Below are 17,528 nucleotides of genomic sequence, written 5' to 3'. Positions count from 1 at the left end.
TAGAGCGCAGTTCAGAGGGGTTAGAAACGTAGAGTTCTTCCTATATAGACTTACAACAATTTATGCATAATCTTAAAATCCCACAACTTTATGACTTGATCCAAATAAAGGATGTGTTGTTTTAAACTTAAGCCCATAAAAAAAGGCGAACATTGCTGTTCACCTTTTTTTGCCCCAAATCTACCATGAACTTAACCTACTTATGTTATGGTGAAGCCAATGTAATTGTATTTTACAGAACCTCATCATTTATTAGATAAAGTGCAGTTTTTTTAGATAAAGTGTGATTTTTATGGTTTAGGGGTATAAAATTCATAAGTTTCAGGCTTAATAAGCGCGTTCATTGTTGCCTTCAAAAAAGTTTATAAAAGCTCTGTTTACAACTCTATTTCCTCCTACCGTTGGGTAGTTTCCTGTAAAGTACCAATCTCCCAAATGTTTTGGAATGGCTTTATGTAAATTTTCAACCGATTGGAAAATAATTTTCACTTCTGCATTAATGCTTTCATGACTTAAAATCTCTGCGATTTTATCTGATATTTGTTCGTCTGTAAAAGGGGCATAAATTTCCTTTACAAAATTTTGAACGTGTTTATCATCTAAATTTGTTTGCTCTACACATTTATGGTAAACCTCTTCTACAATATGGTATGTATTAGCGTCTTTTAATAGCTCTAAGGCTGCCTTAAAGGCCACAAGGCCTTCTAGTTTTGCCATGTCGATACCATAACAATCGGGGTATCTAATTTGCGGAGCAGAAGATACTACGATTATTTTTTTAGGGTTTAAACGGTCCAGCATTTTTAAGATGCTCTTTTTCAATGTAGTCCCTCTTACAATACTATCGTCTATAATTACCAGATTATCAGTGGTTTTTATAACGCCGTATGTAACATCGTATACGTGGGCGACCAAGTCGTCTCTACTGCTATCTTCGGTAATGAAGGTTCTTAGTTTTACATCTTTAATAGCGATTTTTTCAATTCTTGGCCGTTCCGCTAAGATTTCTGTCACCTTTTCGGCAGATATTGAGCGTCCACCACTTAAAATAGCGTTTGTTTTCTTTTTGTTTATATAGTCTTCTGCTGTTTCGATCATTCCGAAAAATGAGGTTTCAGCAGTATTTGGAATATAGGAAAACACGGTGTTTTTAGTGTCGTTATCTATAGCTTCAAGAACCTTGGGCATTAAAAGTTTGCCAAGTTTTTTTCGTTCTTGATAAATTTCGGCATCACTTCCACGAGAAAAATAAATACGCTCAAAAGAACAGGATTTCCGTTCCAAAGGTTCTAATATTTTTTTTATCCTAACATCTCCAGATTTTTTGATGATAAGGGCATGTCCGGGATCTAATTCTTTCACACTATCAAAGTTGACATTGAAAACAGTTTGGATAACCGGGCGTTCTGATGCTACCACAACAATTTCATCATCTTGGTAGTAATAAGTGGGTCTAATACCAGCGGGATCTCTTAAAACAAAGGAATCGCCATGCCCTATAAGTCCAGCCATCGCGTAGCCACCATCCCAGTTTTTTGCAGCACGTCTTAAAATTTTAGCGACTTTAAGGCGCTCTGCTATAAGTGGAGAAGCGTCTTGTTTACTGTAGCCTTCTTTTTTAAGGTCTTTATATATCCTACTTACGTCGTCATCTAGAAAGTGACCGATTTTTTCCATTATAGTAACCGTATCGGTATATTCTTTAGGATGTTGCCCCAACTCGATAAGGTTGCTGAATAATTCTTTAACATTGGTCATGTTAAAGTTTCCTGCCATAATTAAATTCCGGTGCATCCAGTTGTTCTGTCTTAAGAAGGGATGAACGCTTTCTACACTGTTTTTCCCAAAAGTACCGTAGCGAACATGGCCCAGTAGCACTTCGCCGATATAGGGGATGTTCTTTTTTTGTGCGGCGATATCATTCGCATATTCTGGATGGGCGACAAACTCTTTATTGATTCGGTCGTTTATTTGAGCGAAAATGTCCTGAATGGGCTGTTGGGCAATAGAACGCACTCTGCTTATGTATCGCTCACCAGGCTTAGTGTCTAATTTAATACTGGCAAAGCCCGCACCATCTTGACCACGATTGTGCTGCTTTTCCATCATTAAATACATTTTGTTTACGCCGTAAAAGGCGCTGCCATATTTTTCCTTATAGAATTCTAAAGGCTTTAAAAGTCTTATAAGTGCTATTCCGCATTCGTGTTTTAAGGCATCACTCATATATAGATAATAGTGTTTTTGTTAAATTCTAGATTACTGCTTCTTACTAAAAGGGCTTATAGGTTTTATCAAAACATAACGGATAAAATCTATAAAGTTGCTTAAATAAAAACGCACTCTATTTTAGAGCGCGTTGTACTATGTTAATTTTATTTCGAATTGTGTTAATTGTTTAAATTGTAACAAGCGTTTATGTACCTCGCTGCCTTTTAGTGTTTCCATGCGCTCTGTGCCAAATTTCTCAACACAAAAAGACGCTAATGTGGAGCCGTAAATAACCGCATTTTTCATGTTTTCAAAAGAGAAATCTTTAGTTTTTGCAAGATAACCTGCAAAACCTCCCGCAAATGTGTCTCCCGCACCAGTAGGGTCGAATACTTCTTTCAAAGGCAATGCTGGAGCATAAAAAACGTCGTCTTTATGGAACAATAGGGCGCCGTGCTCTCCTTTTTTAATCACAACGTATTTTGGTCCCATTTGTTGGATCTTATTAGCGGCAACAACTAAAGAGTATTCTCCGGTTAGCTGTCGAGCCTCTTCATCGTTTATAGTAATGACGTCCACTTTTCTAATAACCTTATGCAACTCATCGAGCGCGCAGTCCATCCAGAAATTCATGGTGTCTAAAATAACCAATCTAGGCTTGGTGTCCATTTGTTCTATCACACTCATTTGGACGAGCGGATGTAGGTTTCCTAACATAACAATATCTGCATCTTTGTAATTTTCGGGAACTACAGGTTGGAAATCGGCCAATACATTAAGCTCTGTGGCCAAGGTGTCACGCGAATTCATGTCGTTACGGTATTTGCCTTTCCAGAAAAATGTTTTTCCTTCTTTTACAATTTCTATACCCGAAATGTCGATGTTTTTATGGGATAATAAATCCAGGTGTTCTTGTGGAAAATCGCCGCCAACTACGGATACTATAACGGCATCTGCGTTAAATTGTGATGCAGACAAACCAATATAGGTTGCTGCGCCACCAAGAATTTTATCTGTTTTTCCAAAAGGCGTCTCGATAGCATCAAAAGCTACGGTGCCAACAATTACTAGTTTGCTCATAAACGAGGGATGATAATTTTGCGCAAAGATACGGCTTTTAGTTTCCAACCCAAGAATATTTTCATGAATATGGCATAGCTTTACAAGTCCGAATAGCCCTTGAAACCTGTTTATTTTCTCCCGAAATCTGCTGGGATTTCACCCCAAGCTTTAGTTTCCCATTTAACGATGGTGGTTTTGTATGAGTTTTGTTTTAACCAATCAACGGCTCTATCTACCAGTTCGAAAAGCGCTTTGTTTTTCTCGTTTCTTGGGAGTTTCGTGTTACAGGTTTTCTTTTTAACCCAACTTATAGCGGTTCTGGAATCTGTATAAAGAATTCGATTGCTGTCTTTTTTTTTGAGTAGGGCCAAACCGTGTACAAGGGCAAGAAATTCACCTATATTATTGGTGCCTTGTTCAAAGGGGCCTTGTATAAAGAGTTGCTTTTTTGTTTTAGTGTCTACGCCCCTGTATTCCATGATGCCTGGGTTTCCGCTGGAAGCAGCATCAACCGAAATAGAATTGTAGTTGGGCTGTCCTATTTTTTTTAATTGCTCCGCAGATAGTGCACTGGTAAAGCCTTTGCTTTTTCCAATATAATTAAAATAACTGTTGGATAGTGCTGTTTTAGCGGCATCTAAAGTTTCAAACGATTTGTATTGCGCCCCATCAAAGTTGTTTATTTGTGCTTTACAGTCCTTCCACGACTCAAAGACCCCTGTTTTGTGCCCTTTCCAGACGGTGTAATATTTTTTTTTCTTTTTACTCATGAGTTTGTTCTTGAAACGACCGGAATATCATGATAACATTCGGATGCCTTAAAATGGAATAAAACGACAGCCTTAATACCGATTAAGCATCAATGGCATTTTACTTAATAAGTTCTGCAACTATTTTAGGGAAATGTTCCATTTCTAACTTATGGATTTTATTTGCGACAGATTTTGGGGTATCTTTTGATGAAACAGGGCAGCTTGCTTGAAATATAATGGCGCCTTCGTCGTAATTTTCGTTTACATAATGAATCGTAATGCCCGTTTTTGTTTCTTTATTGGCGACAACAGACTCGTGAACATGCATGCCGTACATGCCTTTTCCGCCAAATTTAGGCAACAGCGCGGGATGTATGTTAATAACGCGATCGGGAAACGCCTCTAAGATTTTGTCTGGGAACTTCCATAAGAAGCCGGCCAAAACTATGAGGTCGGGATGAGAGGCCTTCAAAATATTTAGAACATCGTCTGTTTTAATTAAAGCGGTTCTGTTAAACGAAAGGCAGCTCACTCCTAATGTGTTGCATCTGTCAATTACTTTTGCGGTAGGGTTATTGGTGAGGACTTGAGTAACAGAAGCCTTTTTGCTATCTTGGAAAAACTTAATTAGATTTTCGGCATTCGATCCGCTTCCGGACGCAAAAATTACTATTCGTTTCATTTCGAAGTTTATGTTTTTATATTAATGTCCTGTGGATTTATGCATTAAATCCTGTAATGTTAATAATTTCGTCAAAACACATTTCATTTTATCAACAATAGTGTTAGTTTTGTTCAAATTTAAAAAAGTAATATTATTAACAATTAGGGTACAAAATTAATTACTTAAAAGTAATTTTAGTAAATTACCAGCACATTTTTATTATAAAGGTGTTTTATAAAATAAAGTTTTTTATTTTTGCCAACTAATTAAAACTTAAAATTAAAGATTATGTCAGACATTGCATCAAGAGTAAAAGCGATTATCGTAGACAAACTAGGAGTAGATGAAAACGAAGTTGTAACTGAAGCGAGCTTCACAAACGATTTAGGAGCGGACTCATTAGATACGGTAGAATTGATCATGGAATTCGAAAAAGAATTCGATATCCAGATTCCAGACGACCAAGCTGAAAACATTGCAACAGTAGGTCAAGCTATATCATACATAGAAGCTGCAAAATAAGAATAAAATTCATGGAATTAAAGCGAGTTGTAGTCACAGGATTAGGGGCTTTAACACCAATTGGCAATACCAAAGATGAGTTTTGGGAAGGTCTGATTAGTGGTAAGAGCGGTGCTGCGCCTATAACCTATTTTGATACCGAAAAATTTAAGACCAAATTTGCCTGTGAGTTGAAAAACTTTACAGCCACTGACTTTATAGACAGAAAGCTGGCAGGCAGAATGGATAAATTTACGCAATATGCTATGGTGGCTGCAGATGAAGCCATTGCCGATGCTAAATTAGATTTAGAAGGGATCAATAAATTACGTGTTGGTGTTATTTGGGGCGCCGGAATTGGAGGTCTGGAAACATTTCAGCAGGAAGTTTTAAACTTTGCTGGCGGGGATGGTACACCAAGGTTCAATCCGTTTTTTATTCCTAAAATGATTGCTGACATTGCACCTGGTAATATATCCATTAAATATGGATTTATGGGACCGAACTATACAACGGTTTCTGCTTGTGCATCTTCGGCCAACGCCATGTTTGATGCTCTAAACTCAATTCGTTTGGGGCATTGTGATGTCGTGGTGACAGGTGGGAGCGAGGCTGCGGTAACCATTGCTGGAATGGGCGGATTTAATGCGATGCATGCGCTATCTACCAGAAATGAAAGTGCAGAAACAGCTTCACGTCCCTTTGATGCTACCAGAGATGGTTTTGTTTTAGGGGAAGGAGCAGGAGCATTGATACTGGAAGAATACGAACATGCGAAAGCAAGGGGTGCCAAAATTTATGCAGAAGTAGCTGGAGGTGGTTTGTCTTCAGATGCATATCATATGACAGCGCCTCACCCAGAAGGATTAGGGGTGATTCAAGTTATGAAAAATTGCTTAGAGAACGCCGGTCTTAAACCAGAGGATATCGACCATATTAACACACATGGAACTTCTACACCACTTGGTGATGTAGCAGAACTAAAAGCCATTTCTAATGTATTTGGTGATCATGCTAAGAAAATAAATATTAATTCAACGAAATCCATGACAGGCCATTTATTGGGTGCTGCTGGAGCTATTGAAGCTATTTCGGTTATTTTGGCTATGGAGCACAGTATTGTGCCGCCAACGATAAATCATACTACTGTAGATGAGAATATCGATCCAGAGTTAAATTTAACTCTAAATAAGGCCCAAAAAAGAGAGGTGAATGTAGCGATGAGCAATACTTTTGGATTTGGCGGTCATAACGCTTGTGTCGTGTTTAAGAAAATAAGTTAAAATGCGAATGACTCATAAGTCTTATATAATATATTGAGCTTTTAAAAAAAGTGAAAGTTGATTTGTTATACCTGACTTTGGAATAAAACAACTGATCATCAGATGAAATACAGCATTCGTAACATATTTAATTCCCGTTTTAAAGAGAACGGGAATTTTTTTATGGAATTATCTCGAATTTTAGATCACAAGCCTAAAAATATAAAGATTTATCAGAAAGCATTTACCCATCGCTCCATGAATATTAAGGATAGTGATGGTAATGCTATTAATTATGAGCGCTTAGAGTTTCTAGGTGATGCCATGTTAAGTGCTGTTATAGCGTCGCATTTATACCAAGAAGTTCCAAGTGGGGATGAAGGGTATCTTACCAAAATGCGCTCTAAAATTGTAAGTAGAGAGCACTTAAATGATTTGGGTAAAGAGTTGGGGCTTTTAGAACTTGTAAAAAGTAAAATCCCTTCTGGTCAATTTGGAGACAATATCTATGGGAATCTTTTTGAGGCTTTGGTAGGGGCTATCTTCTTAGATAGAGGTTATAAGCATTGCGAAAAGTTTATTTATAAGCGCGTTATCATTCCGTATGTAGATATAGAGACTTTAGAGGGCAAGGTAATCAGTTATAAAAGCCTTTTAATTGAATGGTGCCAAAAAGAAAAGAAAACGTTCGATTACCACGTCTATGAGGATACCGGAAATGACGATGTTCGGCATTTTTCGGTAAAATTATCCATCGATAATAAGATAATAGCAAAAGCTAGGGCTACTTCAAAAAAGAAAGCTGAAGAAAAGGCATCAAAACGAGCCTTTTTTGTGTTTCAAAATAAGATATCTAAATTTATTTAAAAGCACTTCTTACAAGCGCTTGAAATCTACCTGTTATCCGGTAACACTATAACGTTTTCGTTATGATTTGTTTCAAGATTAATACAATCTTAGGAGAACTATGTATTTTTAATATTACCTTTACATCTTTGTTTAATGTAAGTTATGGCTATACACAAACTTATTCTAGATGATGTTTTTGATGAAGTCCCTTGTACATTGATTGCGATTCATTGTTCACTAGAAGACTATCGTCTAGCATATCTATTAAATAAAAATTTAAAAATAAGCTTAAAAAGAAGATCAAAAGATCTCGATTATTTTAACGATAAATCCACCTATGCTATTTTTGAATGGGAAGATTGTAAGCAGCTTATTACTTGGAGCTTGGTGTCCAATACCTCAAAAAATAAAATACTTAGCGAAACGGCTATGGGGTCTTTATTTGAAACAGCCGAGCAGATATCGCAAACGAGCTATTTAATACCTGAAAATAAAAGTGTAAATTATTTTCTAAAAATAGACAGCCCGTTGGAGTTTACCGAAGAAAAACAACTGTTGAAAACGATACTAGATAGTTCTCAAATAACAACAGCGTATAGCATTGATGCAAGTCAATTAAAATCAAAAGACAATTTAATTTTTAACTAATGTCAATAACAAAAAAAACAAAAATAGTAGCAACATTAGGACCTGCTACTAGTACAAAGGAAGTTCTAAAGGGAATGCTTGAAGCAGGTACCGATGTATTTAGAATCAATTTTTCTCATGCCGATTATAAAGATGTTGCAGAGCGTATAAAAATGATACGTGATCTTAATGAGGAGTTTGGGTTTACTGCAGCTATTTTAGCGGATTTACAAGGCCCAAAACTTCGTGTTGGAACTATGCAAGACGATGTGTTTGTTGAGCCTGGGGATGAAATTATATTTGCGACCGGGACCCGTTTTGTCGGGACAAAGGAACGCGTTTATATGACCTATGAAAGGTTTCCTCTGGATGCGAAACCTGGAGAGCGTATTCTTCTAGACGATGGTAAGTTACACTTTGAGGTTATATCGTCTAACAAAATAGATGAAGTTAAAGCGCTTGTTGTTCAAGGCGGGCCTTTAAAGTCTAAGAAAGGAGTAAACCTTCCTAATACCGATATATCACAACCTGCACTTACAGAAAAGGATATTGAAGATGCTATTTTTGCTATAGGCCAAGATGTAGATTGGTTTGCTTTATCGTTTGTACGCCATGCTGAAGATTTAATTCAGCTTCGCGATTTGATCAATAAACATAGTGCCCATAAAATTCCGATTATTGCCAAGATTGAAAAACCAGAGGCTGTAGAAAACATTGATAAAATCGTGGCATATTGTGATGGTTTGATGGTTGCGCGAGGAGATTTAGGTGTAGAAGTACCTGCGGAAGAAGTACCTCTTATTCAGAAAAGATTGGTGTTAAGAGCTAAAAAAGCTAGAATTCCGGTGATTATTGCTACGCAGATGATGGAAACCATGATCGATAGTTTAACACCTACAAGAGCAGAGGTTAATGATGTTGCCAACTCTGTAATGGATGGTGCAGATGCTGTAATGCTTTCGGGAGAAACTTCTGTTGGAGCTTACCCAGTTCAAGTAATTAAACAAATGGCAAATATTTTAAGAAACGTAGAGGATTCTCCGCTTATAAAAGTACCACAATTGCCACCTCATATCCGTACCAACCGATATATTACAAAAGCGATCTGTTATCATGCCGCTAATATGGCAAATGAAATTAATGCAAAAGCTATTTCTACTTTAACTAATAGTGGTTATACGGCATTTCAAATATCGGCTTGGAGACCCTCTTCACATATTTTAGTATTCACTTCTAACAGGCGTATATTGACACAGTTAAGTCTGCTTTGGGGCGTAAAAGCGTTTTACTACGATAAGTTTGTAAGCACAGATGAAACAATTGAAGATGTAAATGCCATTGCTTGTAAACAAGGCTATTTAGAAGTTGGCGATATGTTAATCAGTTTGGCTGCTATGCCAATAAAAGATAAAGGGATGGTTAATACCTTACGGGTTTCAGAAATAACATCATGTAGTTTATAGCATCATATTTAATCCCTTTATTTTTGATTAAAGGGTATTAAGATTGAATGAGATAAAGGTTCCATTTGGAACTTATAAAACTAAAAAAGCAGGCATTTAATTTAATGCCTGCTTTTTTTAGTTTTTATACTCAGGCAATAGACTAAGTTTAAATAGATAAGGCGGATTTTAAACCCGCCTTATCTTTGTTTTTTAGATATGATATCTCTATCTCTTATTAGAAAGTACCAATAAAGTGGCTTCCTGCTACGTTTACTAATTCAGCACCTTTGGTTACTTCTCCTGTTTCTGTTTCAACAACGTAAATGTTTCCGTTTTTCCCAACAGGGGCTTGGGTTACGTATATTTCTGTACCATCAACAACAAATCCTTGGTATTGGAATAAGTAGAAATCTGGATCATAAGGAATGGTTTCCAGTTTTTGAGCTGTTTTAGTGTTTAAGTCTGCAAGAGCAAAAAAGCCTTGTGCACCAGCGACACCTTCTACGGATCCTGCATGACGATATGCGATTACAGCTTTCCCGTTTGCTGCCGGTCTCCAAGCAAGAATATAAGCATCCTCTACGCCTAAAGCATCGCTTAAGTTAAACTTGTAAGTGTTATCATATTTGTTGTCTGCACCAATTTTTAAAATATGAGAACCGTTTGGGTCGTTTTGATTTGCTTGATAAACACTTCCGTTGTATTCGAAAGCATTAATGCTTCGGTATCCGTTAGTATTACCGTGCCCTACAGTTGATGTAATTACTGTTGGATTTGATAAAGAAGGGTAATCTAATACAATTGTTTTAGACCCTAATATTTCATAATCACTTTCACTTTCTGTAGTAGTAGGATCAACCTTACTTAAACGACCTCCAATATATAATTTATCTCCCGCAGCATTTAAAACAGGCATATCAATTCTAGAAAAATAATAACCGTTGGCTTCTTCTTCATCACTTAAAGGAATACTATGTTCTTCAAATTCATTTATTTTAGAATTTACCAAGTCTAAAGTAACCACACCTATTTTAGCATTTGTACGTATATAAGTATCGTCTGTTGCATCAGTTTCATGTTCTGTTGATACATATACGGCAGCTCCGGTTTTATCTCCATCAAATAACTTAACCCATCTTGGAGCAGTTCCTACATATTGGACAATACTTACCTCTGATCCTGTTTTTGTAAAATTTTGTCCTCCATTTACTGTGTATTTAGAATAGTTTCCACCGGTGTCTCCTGCGTAACTAATATTAAATATAGTGCTGCCATCTTCAGAAGATTGTAATCTAGCCGTTCTATTTGAAGGTGCGATAAAACCATTATCAAAAGGAGCAATGGATTTTGTAGGATCTTTAGCATCTTCAATGCTTACTGCATAAAGTAATGTGCCTCCGTTACCATCGCCTGGATTTTCTCCCATTTTAGCCGCTGCTAATGTAATCCATCTTGAGCCTTCTGTTGGGTCTGGATCCACAATTTGACTACTGTCGTCGCTACTACAAGACGTTATTAGCGCTGTAGTTAGTATTGCTAATGTTAAGAATTTTAAATTTAAAAAGTTACGTTTCATTTTTGATTTTATTAAAAGGTTAAAAATTATTTAAGTTTGTAATTTAGCTTTAAGTAAAAAGCTCTTCCCGGTTTTTGTACAGATAAGTTATCGTATATAGGCTTATCAAATATATTTTTGACATCAAAACTCATTACAAGCTTATTACTAGGGAAGGTATAGCTAAGTCCGATATCTTGTGATAGTTGTTGGGGCACTTTAAAAAAATCGTCACCAATAGTGTTTGCGCCTTGCGATGTTAAGTACGAAAACTCATCGGTAAAGTACATGGTGTAAAAAAGATTTAATCGTGTATTTTTTTGAATTAGATCTTTAAACGAATAGCGTAAACTACCATTCATGGTGAAAAAAGGTGTATTGGGAACATCAATTTCTATTCCTCTGTTTTCAATTTTTAAATCGAAACGAGACACATTAAAGTTGAATGCAAAATTATTATTATAAGTGTAGTTTAATTGCGCATCTATTCCTCTAGAGGTTCCACTGCCTTGATTTACATAAAGTATTAATTCATTATCTATATTTAGTGATGTTTCAATAGGCAATCCAATTCTGTCTTTAATGTTTCGTGAAAAAAGATTGGTTGAAACTGTAAAATCATGTTCTTTAATTTTAAATGATCCAAATCTAAAACCGAAATTATAGTTGTTGCTAAGCTCTGGTCTAATGGTTGGATTAGCTACAACATTATCACCATCATTTCCAAAGACTTCAGTTTCATTGGGTAAACGAATGGCTTTTTCTGCCGAGGTTAACAAGGTGATGTTTGGAATTATTGCATAAGAAGCAGCAAACCCATAGCCTTCATACTTTTTATTGCTACTTATGGTTTCGTTTATTATAATGTTTTTTCCATTAGAGTCTGTTTCTATTGCGGGATCGATACTTATCGTTTTTTGTTGGTAATGTTTTCCAAACAGACTAACTTTTAGTTGGTTTTCAAAAGCAGTTAATTCGTAGCTTAAAGAATATATGTTTTTATATAAATCCCTTGTCCCTTTAAATGTGTTTTCCAAGACAGGTTTTAAAGCATCGCTATCTTCCCGGTCAATGCCGTTATAAACATGGTTTAATAAAAACTTATGGTGGCTGTTAATAGTGTAAGATAAGCCTGTTCTAATAGACGCTACCTTTCTATTGATTTTCGCTAAGGTAGGGCCTCCTTCTTGTTGAGAGCCCCATGAATATTTATACTCATTTCCTCTAAAATCAATAGCTTTTTCTCCAGTCCAACTATACGCCCAGGCAACGGTATCATTTACTGCACGGTTTCTTTTGCCGTACAGACCATGCATATTTAAATCCAATCCTTTGGTAAAAAGATTTTCCTTTTGATAGGTAAGGCTTGCTAGCATGGCATCTGATTCTAAAAACCTATCTTTATAAGGAATAATCGTCATAAAAGCACCATGTTGCACTTCTTTATAATCATCAGAACCTGTAAAACCTACAAAAAATTGATCGGCCCATTTTACATCCGTAAAACCTACTTGCAGCATGCCACCTGTAGATCTATACGCATCGTTAAACCTTCTAGCGGTAATTGGAGTTTGCACGCCTCCTAAGCCAGTAACTAAAACACTTCTGCCCGAAACCTTATAATCATTATCAGAATAATTATTAAAAAGGGATGCCTTTACAGTAAAACCAGATTTATCAAAACGATATAAACCATTGAGGTTGGTTTGGATGGTGTTAAATGAGCCGTAAGAAAAAGATGCGTTAAAGTTCGTTTTTGCATCATCATGTAATGCAATATTGATGGCACCTCCTAAAGCATCGTCTGCCAAATGCCCTGGGACAACTCCTTTGTAAACCTCAATGCGTTTAATCATGGAAGGAGGAATACTGTTAAGGTTAAATGAAGAACCGTATATAGAGATAGGGATTCCATCGATAAAAATTCTAACAGCACTTCCAGATAAGCCATTTAAGCTATAACTAACCTCAGAGCCTAAACCACCATTTTGCCGAATTTTTACACCGGCTGTAGTATTTAATAATTCATTTGTTTGAATGTTACGTAAACTAGCTTCTTTGGTTTTGATAACATTAACAGCAAAGCCTTTGTCCTCAATGATACGTTTCTGGGTTTTTGTTTTTACCAAAACTTCATCTAAATCTTGATAATCTGTGAGTTCCAAGATGATGTTTTCTGATTTTTCAGAAGTTTCTAAAATGGTTTTTATCGTTTTAGGTTTGGCGTTTAGGGAGTAGAGTTTTATAGTATAAGACCCGTAAGGAATGGTTTTAAAAACAAAGGCTCCATCTATGCCTGTAGAGGTTTGTAGCTCGGTATTTTTTCCTTTTAAAGCGACATAGGCCCCTAAAACGGGCTCATTATTATCAAAAGCGACCTTACCGTTAATGCTCCCATTTTGACTATATACAGCGATGCTTAATAAAAACAAAAGGACAACTGGATATTTTTTGGTTAGAAACATGTTAATATTTTTCGCCAAAATTAATGTTATTTAGACTAAGTCCAAATAAATATAGAGGTTTTATTTAAAAATAAAATGAGTTGTTAAAATATTTATGGAATAGAAAGTAATGCCGTTATTTAATTGGGATTTTTTAAAAAAACCTACGCTATTTTTAATAATTCTAAATAGTGTCTTTTTTAATTATGATGTATTTTGAGAAAAACACGAACAGGAACGTTTTTTTGTTAATACATATCAATTTTACACATTGTTATACACAATAGCTTCTAAATGGCGTTTTAAAATCCGAACTTCAGTTGTACACTCACGCTTTTCTGAATTATTTTTTTTTGGGTCTCCGTGTTTAAATTGGATAATGAAATACCCAATAAACGAACAGAATTACTTGGTTTTTGTTGATATAGTAAATCTTTGGCCGTTTCAAAAATAATATCCTTATCATTAATATAATAGGGTAGGGTTTTACTTCGTGTTTGTAAAGTAAAATCGCTATATTTTATTTTTAATGTAATGGTTTTTCCTGCAACGTTGTTTTTAAGCAATCTGCGAGAGACTTCGTCTGCAATTTGGTCTAGCTTTTCCAGCATAAAGATTTCAGATGATAAGTTTTCGCTAAATGTACGTTCTGCCGCTAAGCTTTTTCTAATACGGTTAGGTTTTACTTCGCTATTATGAATGCCTCTTACCACATCAAAGTAGTAAGATCCAGATTTTCCAAAGTGTTCCTCTAAGTATGCTATAGATTTCTGTTTTAGATCCATACCCGTAAAGATCCCTTTTTGATACATTTTTTCTGCAGTTACTTTGCCAACCCCATAAAATTTACGAATATCCAGCTGTTCTAAAAAAGCAGTAACCTCTTCTGGGTTTATGGTTTTTTGTCCGTTAGGTTTGTTGTAATCACTTGCTACTTTGGCAATAAATTTATTTATGGAAATTCCTGCCGATGCCGTTAATCCAACTTCATTATAAATACGGTCTCTAATTTCTTTAGCGATTAGAGAGGCACTGGGGTTTCCTTTTTTGTTTTTAGTAACGTCTAAATAGGCTTCATCCAAAGACAAAGGTTCAACTAAATCGGTATACTCAAAAAAAATTTTTCTAATTTTTTTTGAGATTTCAATATATCTATCAAAATTTGTATTCACGAAAATAAGCTCAGGGCATAATTTAATCGCCAAGCTTCCAGACATAGCGCTTTTTACGCCAAACGTTCTAGCCTCATAGCTTGCGGCGCTTACTACACCACGCTTACCGCTACCGCCCACAGCAATGGGCTTCCCTTTTAGTGCGGGGTTGTCCAATTGTTCTACAGACGCATAAAAAGCGTCCATATCTACATGGATTATTTTTCGTATAAGCTTATCGGTTTGCATGTGGTAAAATTATAATATCTTTATCAAAGCTAATAGTGGTATTATAAACAATTATAAAAAGATAGCGAATTGTTTTAAAAATAAAGGAATGAAAACAGCAATTATTTTGGGTGCTACAGGACTTGTTGGAGGGGTTCTTTTAGAAAAGCTGTTAGCAGATGCCCGTTATCGGAACATCTTGGTTTTCGGAAGAAAAACGTGTGGTGTATCACATCCTAAATTGCAAGAACACCTTGTCGATCTTTTCCATTTAAAGGACTATAAATCTCTTTTTGTAGGGGATGTGGTATTTTGTTGCATTGGTACTACCAAAGCGAAAACACCCGATCATCATAAATATAAGAAAATCGATTATGGCATCCCTGTAGATGCCGCTAAATTGTGCAATCTTAATGGTATTTCAAGTTATTTAGCGATATCGGCTTTAGGTGCAGATCCAAACAGTTCTGTTTTTTACAATACGGTTAAAGGTGATATGGAGGAAAAGGTTTTAGCGCAAAACATTCCTCATGTATATTTGCTCCAACCTTCTTTGATAAGTGGCGATAGAAAAGAAAACCGTACCATGGAAACCATTGGGAATTGGGTAATGAAAATAGTAAACCCTTTATTGGTAGGACGTTTAAAAAAATATAGATCCATTCATCCTGAAACCATTGCCAATGCCATGATTTGGTTGGATAATAATAATTACAATCTAAAACGAATCCCATCAGATATTATAAAAACATTGGGAAGATAATGATAGAAATAGAACGTAAATTTTTGGTAACATCCGATGCTTTTAAAAAGGAAGCAATTAAAAAAATAAGAATATCCCAGGGGTTTTTAAACACCCATCCAGAGCGTACTGTTCGCGTGCGATTAAAAGATGATCAAGGGTATTTAACCGTTAAAGGAAAATCATCAAAGAACGGCTTATCCAGATTTGAATGGGAAAAAGAAATACCAAAAAGTGAGGCTGAAGCACTTTTAAAACTTTGTGAGCCAACAATTATTGATAAAGAACGTTATGAAGTAAAAGTAAAAAACCATACTTTTGAAATAGATGTTTTCTTTGGGGATAATAAAGGATTGGTTGTGGCAGAAGTGGAACTCGCTTTCGAAAACGAAACGTTCGAAATACCAGAATGGTTGGGAGCAGAAGTTACCGGCCAAATCAAGTTCTATAATTCTCAATTAAGTAGTCACCCTTTTAAAGTATGGGGGAAGCAGTAGTAATATTGAAAAACTGATACATGAAAAATTCTTTACTTATAATCCTGATCTTATTATTTTTAAGCTCTTGTAAGAATGAATCTAAAACATCTGATTCGGACATGGATTCTGATTTGCAGGAGATTATAGATGCCAAATCCGATTCGATTATTAAAGCTTTAGAAACAAAGATTGAAAAATCAACAAAACAGATCAAAGCAGAATTAAAAGCCAAAGGGTATAAAACCTATGACTATATTGATGAGGATACCCAAGATACTATTTTAATGCAACAATATTATGTTGCGTTTTTAAAAAACGGGCCCATTCGTTCCACGATAGAAGAAGAAGTGGAATTACTGCAAAGGGAACACCAACAATATCTTGCCAAAATGTATAAATTGGGCTATGCCGATATATCAGGGCCACTGGTTACAGAAGACGATATTAAGAGCATTACCATATATAGCGTGCCTAACTTGAAAATGGCCGATAGTTTGGCTAAAGCAGACCCTATGGTGCAAGCAGGAAGGCTAGAAGTAGAAGTAAGGCCTTGGTGGGCAGCAAAAGGTTATACGTTGCGATAATGTTGAAGCTTATAAGGGCGTTATACCGACTTATTAATATTGTAATCATTGCGACTTTATTAACGCTTCATTTTTATATAAAAGACAGTAGTTATCAATCTTCCATGTTTTTTTATTTTTTTGCTTTACCTATAATCATTATGATTGTTTTAGGGCTTTCTGTTTTTTTAGGAAAATGGAGAATATATAATTTAATATTGGCAGGTCTATTGCTATTGGTCTGGTTGGGACGAAGTTTTAGTGTAAGTTTTCCAGAAACGTTTAAAAAAACAGATTTAGAAATTGTGTTTTGGAATGCTTGTAGAAATCATGGTTTTGAAACAGCTTTTAAAGCACATGGGAGTAGGCCTGATGTCATGGTTTTAACAGAATCTAATGAGCATGACCTTGAGGCTTTACAATTAAAATACCCCAAGTCTTATTTCTATATATCGGAGAGTGAGCTTCGGATTTTTTCAAAAACACCAATTGAAATTATACGCGAGGAAACGTCAAAGTTTAGTTCTACAATTATAAATTTTAAGACTAATGGTGTTAATTTTTATGCTTTAGATATGACAGGAAGCTCTGATGTTCCAAGGGCATGGGAGTTTAAGTTTTTTTATTCTATAAAAAAAGACAAGCACAATACGGTTATTGTAGGAGATTTTAATGTGCCTTATGAGTCTCTGTTTTTAAAAGCATTAAAAAGGGATTATGAGTTTTACTTTTCATCAAAAGGAAATGGTTTTAGAGAAACTTGGTTTTGGGGCCTTCCGTTTCTTGCCCTCGATCAAATATGGACGTCAAAGGACTTGGAAGTTGTTGCTTCTAAAAAAATAAACACTAAGAAAAGTGATCACAGTATGATAAAAACTGTTATTAGAAAATAGGCACTTTCAGAAGTAAGGCTTAATGGATTAATAACAATAAAAAAAAGCAAAGAATTAGGTGGGTTCTTTGCTTTTTTTGATAGTCTTTAAGTTTTTTTTA

At 35.6% G+C, this 17,528-nt stretch carries 16 protein-coding genes; 9 read left to right on the top strand and 7 right to left on the bottom strand.

Features of this window, described 5'->3' with window-relative positions; genetic code table 11:
• Positions 1 to 327: 327 nt before the first annotated feature.
• From ACFFU9_RS10620 to purN, 4 genes are all read right to left on the bottom strand, one after another.
• Positions 328 to 2,226: an amidophosphoribosyltransferase gene (locus ACFFU9_RS10620; protein WP_379861416.1), complete on the bottom strand. Its 1,899-nt coding sequence runs from the start codon at positions 2,224 to 2,226 to the stop codon at positions 328 to 330.
• Between the two features lie 138 nt (positions 2,227 to 2,364).
• The gene (locus ACFFU9_RS10615) at positions 2,365 to 3,291 is read right to left on the bottom strand and encodes a PfkB family carbohydrate kinase (RefSeq protein ID WP_379861415.1); all 927 of its coding nucleotides are present in this window, start codon (positions 3,289 to 3,291) and stop codon (positions 2,365 to 2,367) included.
• A 110-nt stretch (positions 3,292 to 3,401) separates the two neighbouring features.
• Positions 3,402 to 4,043 (bottom strand): ribonuclease H1 domain-containing protein, encoded by a 642-nt coding sequence (locus ACFFU9_RS10610; protein WP_379861414.1) that lies wholly within the window; start codon positions 4,041 to 4,043, stop codon positions 3,402 to 3,404.
• 100 nt (positions 4,044 to 4,143) lie between these two features.
• A complete protein-coding gene (gene purN, locus ACFFU9_RS10605; RefSeq protein WP_379861413.1) occupies positions 4,144 to 4,707 on the bottom strand; it encodes a phosphoribosylglycinamide formyltransferase in 564 nt (187 codons plus the stop codon).
• Positions 4,708 to 4,977: 270 nt separating this feature from the next.
• Here purN and ACFFU9_RS10600 point away from each other — a divergent pair, with 270 nt between their 5' ends.
• The 5 genes from ACFFU9_RS10600 to pyk all read left to right on the top strand — a co-directional run bounded on the left by ACFFU9_RS10600 (position 4,978) and on the right by pyk (position 9,391).
• The gene (locus ACFFU9_RS10600; RefSeq protein WP_007647141.1) at positions 4,978 to 5,211 is read left to right on the top strand and encodes an acyl carrier protein; all 234 of its coding nucleotides are present in this window, start codon (positions 4,978 to 4,980) and stop codon (positions 5,209 to 5,211) included.
• An 11-nt stretch (positions 5,212 to 5,222) separates the two neighbouring features.
• Entirely contained in the window at positions 5,223 to 6,473 is a 1,251-nt protein-coding gene (fabF, locus tag ACFFU9_RS10595; RefSeq protein WP_379861412.1) for a beta-ketoacyl-ACP synthase II, read from the top strand.
• A 102-nt stretch (positions 6,474 to 6,575) separates the two neighbouring features.
• Positions 6,576 to 7,319, top strand: coding sequence for a ribonuclease III (rnc, locus tag ACFFU9_RS10590; protein ID WP_379861411.1), 744 nt, complete (start codon positions 6,576 to 6,578; stop codon positions 7,317 to 7,319).
• Positions 7,320 to 7,463: 144 nt separating this feature from the next.
• On the top strand, positions 7,464 to 7,949 hold the full coding sequence (locus ACFFU9_RS10585) for an IPExxxVDY family protein (RefSeq protein WP_379861410.1): 486 nt from the start codon (positions 7,464 to 7,466) through the stop codon (positions 7,947 to 7,949).
• The gene (gene pyk / locus ACFFU9_RS10580) at positions 7,949 to 9,391 is read left to right on the top strand and encodes a pyruvate kinase (RefSeq protein WP_379861409.1); all 1,443 of its coding nucleotides are present in this window, start codon (positions 7,949 to 7,951) and stop codon (positions 9,389 to 9,391) included. The genes ACFFU9_RS10585 and pyk overlap by 1 nt, the downstream gene beginning before the upstream one ends.
• A 217-nt stretch (positions 9,392 to 9,608) precedes the next feature.
• Here the strand turns inward: pyk and ACFFU9_RS10575 are convergent, their stop codons facing one another.
• From ACFFU9_RS10575 to dinB, 3 genes are all read right to left on the bottom strand, one after another.
• Positions 9,609 to 10,949 (bottom strand): hypothetical protein, encoded by a 1,341-nt coding sequence (locus ACFFU9_RS10575; RefSeq protein ID WP_379861408.1) that lies wholly within the window; start codon positions 10,947 to 10,949, stop codon positions 9,609 to 9,611.
• 26 nt (positions 10,950 to 10,975) lie between these two features.
• Positions 10,976 to 13,393, bottom strand: coding sequence for a TonB-dependent receptor (locus ACFFU9_RS10570; protein ID WP_379861407.1), 2,418 nt, complete (start codon positions 13,391 to 13,393; stop codon positions 10,976 to 10,978).
• Between the two features lie 281 nt (positions 13,394 to 13,674).
• Positions 13,675 to 14,772 (bottom strand): DNA polymerase IV, encoded by a 1,098-nt coding sequence (dinB, locus tag ACFFU9_RS10565; RefSeq protein ID WP_379861406.1) that lies wholly within the window; start codon positions 14,770 to 14,772, stop codon positions 13,675 to 13,677.
• Positions 14,773 to 14,860: 88 nt separating this feature from the next.
• On the opposite strand from dinB, the gene ACFFU9_RS10560 reads away from it, so the two are divergent.
• Genes ACFFU9_RS10560 through ACFFU9_RS10545 form a run of 4 tightly spaced genes read left to right on the top strand, consistent with a single transcriptional unit; the run spans position 14,861 to position 17,428 of the window.
• The gene (locus ACFFU9_RS10560; RefSeq protein ID WP_379861405.1) at positions 14,861 to 15,514 is read left to right on the top strand and encodes a Rossmann-fold NAD(P)-binding domain-containing protein; all 654 of its coding nucleotides are present in this window, start codon (positions 14,861 to 14,863) and stop codon (positions 15,512 to 15,514) included.
• On the top strand, positions 15,514 to 15,990 hold the full coding sequence (locus ACFFU9_RS10555) for a CYTH domain-containing protein (RefSeq protein ID WP_379861404.1): 477 nt from the start codon (positions 15,514 to 15,516) through the stop codon (positions 15,988 to 15,990). The genes ACFFU9_RS10560 and ACFFU9_RS10555 overlap by 1 nt, the downstream gene beginning before the upstream one ends.
• Before the next feature lie 20 nt (positions 15,991 to 16,010).
• Positions 16,011 to 16,556, top strand: a complete 546-nt coding sequence (locus ACFFU9_RS10550; protein WP_379861403.1) for a YciI family protein — start codon at positions 16,011 to 16,013, stop codon at positions 16,554 to 16,556.
• On the top strand, positions 16,556 to 17,428 hold the full coding sequence (locus ACFFU9_RS10545) for an endonuclease/exonuclease/phosphatase family protein (protein WP_379861402.1): 873 nt from the start codon (positions 16,556 to 16,558) through the stop codon (positions 17,426 to 17,428). Before ACFFU9_RS10550 ends, ACFFU9_RS10545 begins: the two co-directional genes overlap by 1 nt.
• Positions 17,429 to 17,528 lie beyond the last annotated feature (100 nt).

This window comes from Mariniflexile ostreae (assembly GCF_042427585.1).
In the GTDB taxonomy this organism is placed as follows: Bacteria; Bacteroidota; Bacteroidia; order Flavobacteriales; family Flavobacteriaceae; genus Pseudalgibacter; species Pseudalgibacter ostreae.
The sequence above is the reverse complement of the archived record's forward strand: the minus strand, read 5'-3'. Positions and strand labels throughout refer to the sequence as shown.

Bases quoted from the DNA above. Each gene is read 5' to 3' on its own strand.
- ACFFU9_RS10610 (WP_379861414.1), bottom strand. From the start codon at position 4,043: ATGAGTAAAAAGAAAAAAAAATATTACACCGTCTGGAAAGGGCACAAA.
- ACFFU9_RS10600 (WP_007647141.1), top strand. From the start codon at position 4,978: ATGTCAGACATTGCATCAAGAGTAAAAGCGATTATCGTAGACAAACTA.
- pyk (WP_379861409.1), top strand. From the start codon at position 7,949: ATGTCAATAACAAAAAAAACAAAAATAGTAGCAACATTAGGACCTGCT.
- dinB (WP_379861406.1), bottom strand. From the start codon at position 14,772: ATGCAAACCGATAAGCTTATACGAAAAATAATCCATGTAGATATGGAC.
- ACFFU9_RS10545 (WP_379861402.1), top strand. From the start codon at position 16,556: ATGTTGAAGCTTATAAGGGCGTTATACCGACTTATTAATATTGTAATC.
- fabF (WP_379861412.1), top strand. From the start codon at position 5,223: ATGGAATTAAAGCGAGTTGTAGTCACAGGATTAGGGGCTTTAACACCA.
- purN (WP_379861413.1), bottom strand. From the start codon at position 4,707: ATGAAACGAATAGTAATTTTTGCGTCCGGAAGCGGATCGAATGCCGAA.
- ACFFU9_RS10620 (WP_379861416.1), bottom strand. From the start codon at position 2,226: ATGAGTGATGCCTTAAAACACGAATGCGGAATAGCACTTATAAGACTT.
- ACFFU9_RS10555 (WP_379861404.1), top strand. From the start codon at position 15,514: ATGATAGAAATAGAACGTAAATTTTTGGTAACATCCGATGCTTTTAAA.
- ACFFU9_RS10615 (WP_379861415.1), bottom strand. From the start codon at position 3,291: ATGAGCAAACTAGTAATTGTTGGCACCGTAGCTTTTGATGCTATCGAG.
- ACFFU9_RS10570 (WP_379861407.1), bottom strand. From the start codon at position 13,393: ATGTTTCTAACCAAAAAATATCCAGTTGTCCTTTTGTTTTTATTAAGC.
- ACFFU9_RS10560 (WP_379861405.1), top strand. From the start codon at position 14,861: ATGAAAACAGCAATTATTTTGGGTGCTACAGGACTTGTTGGAGGGGTT.
- ACFFU9_RS10575 (WP_379861408.1), bottom strand. From the start codon at position 10,949: ATGAAACGTAACTTTTTAAATTTAAAATTCTTAACATTAGCAATACTA.
- rnc (WP_379861411.1), top strand. From the start codon at position 6,576: ATGAAATACAGCATTCGTAACATATTTAATTCCCGTTTTAAAGAGAAC.
- ACFFU9_RS10550 (WP_379861403.1), top strand. From the start codon at position 16,011: ATGAAAAATTCTTTACTTATAATCCTGATCTTATTATTTTTAAGCTCT.
- ACFFU9_RS10585 (WP_379861410.1), top strand. From the start codon at position 7,464: ATGGCTATACACAAACTTATTCTAGATGATGTTTTTGATGAAGTCCCT.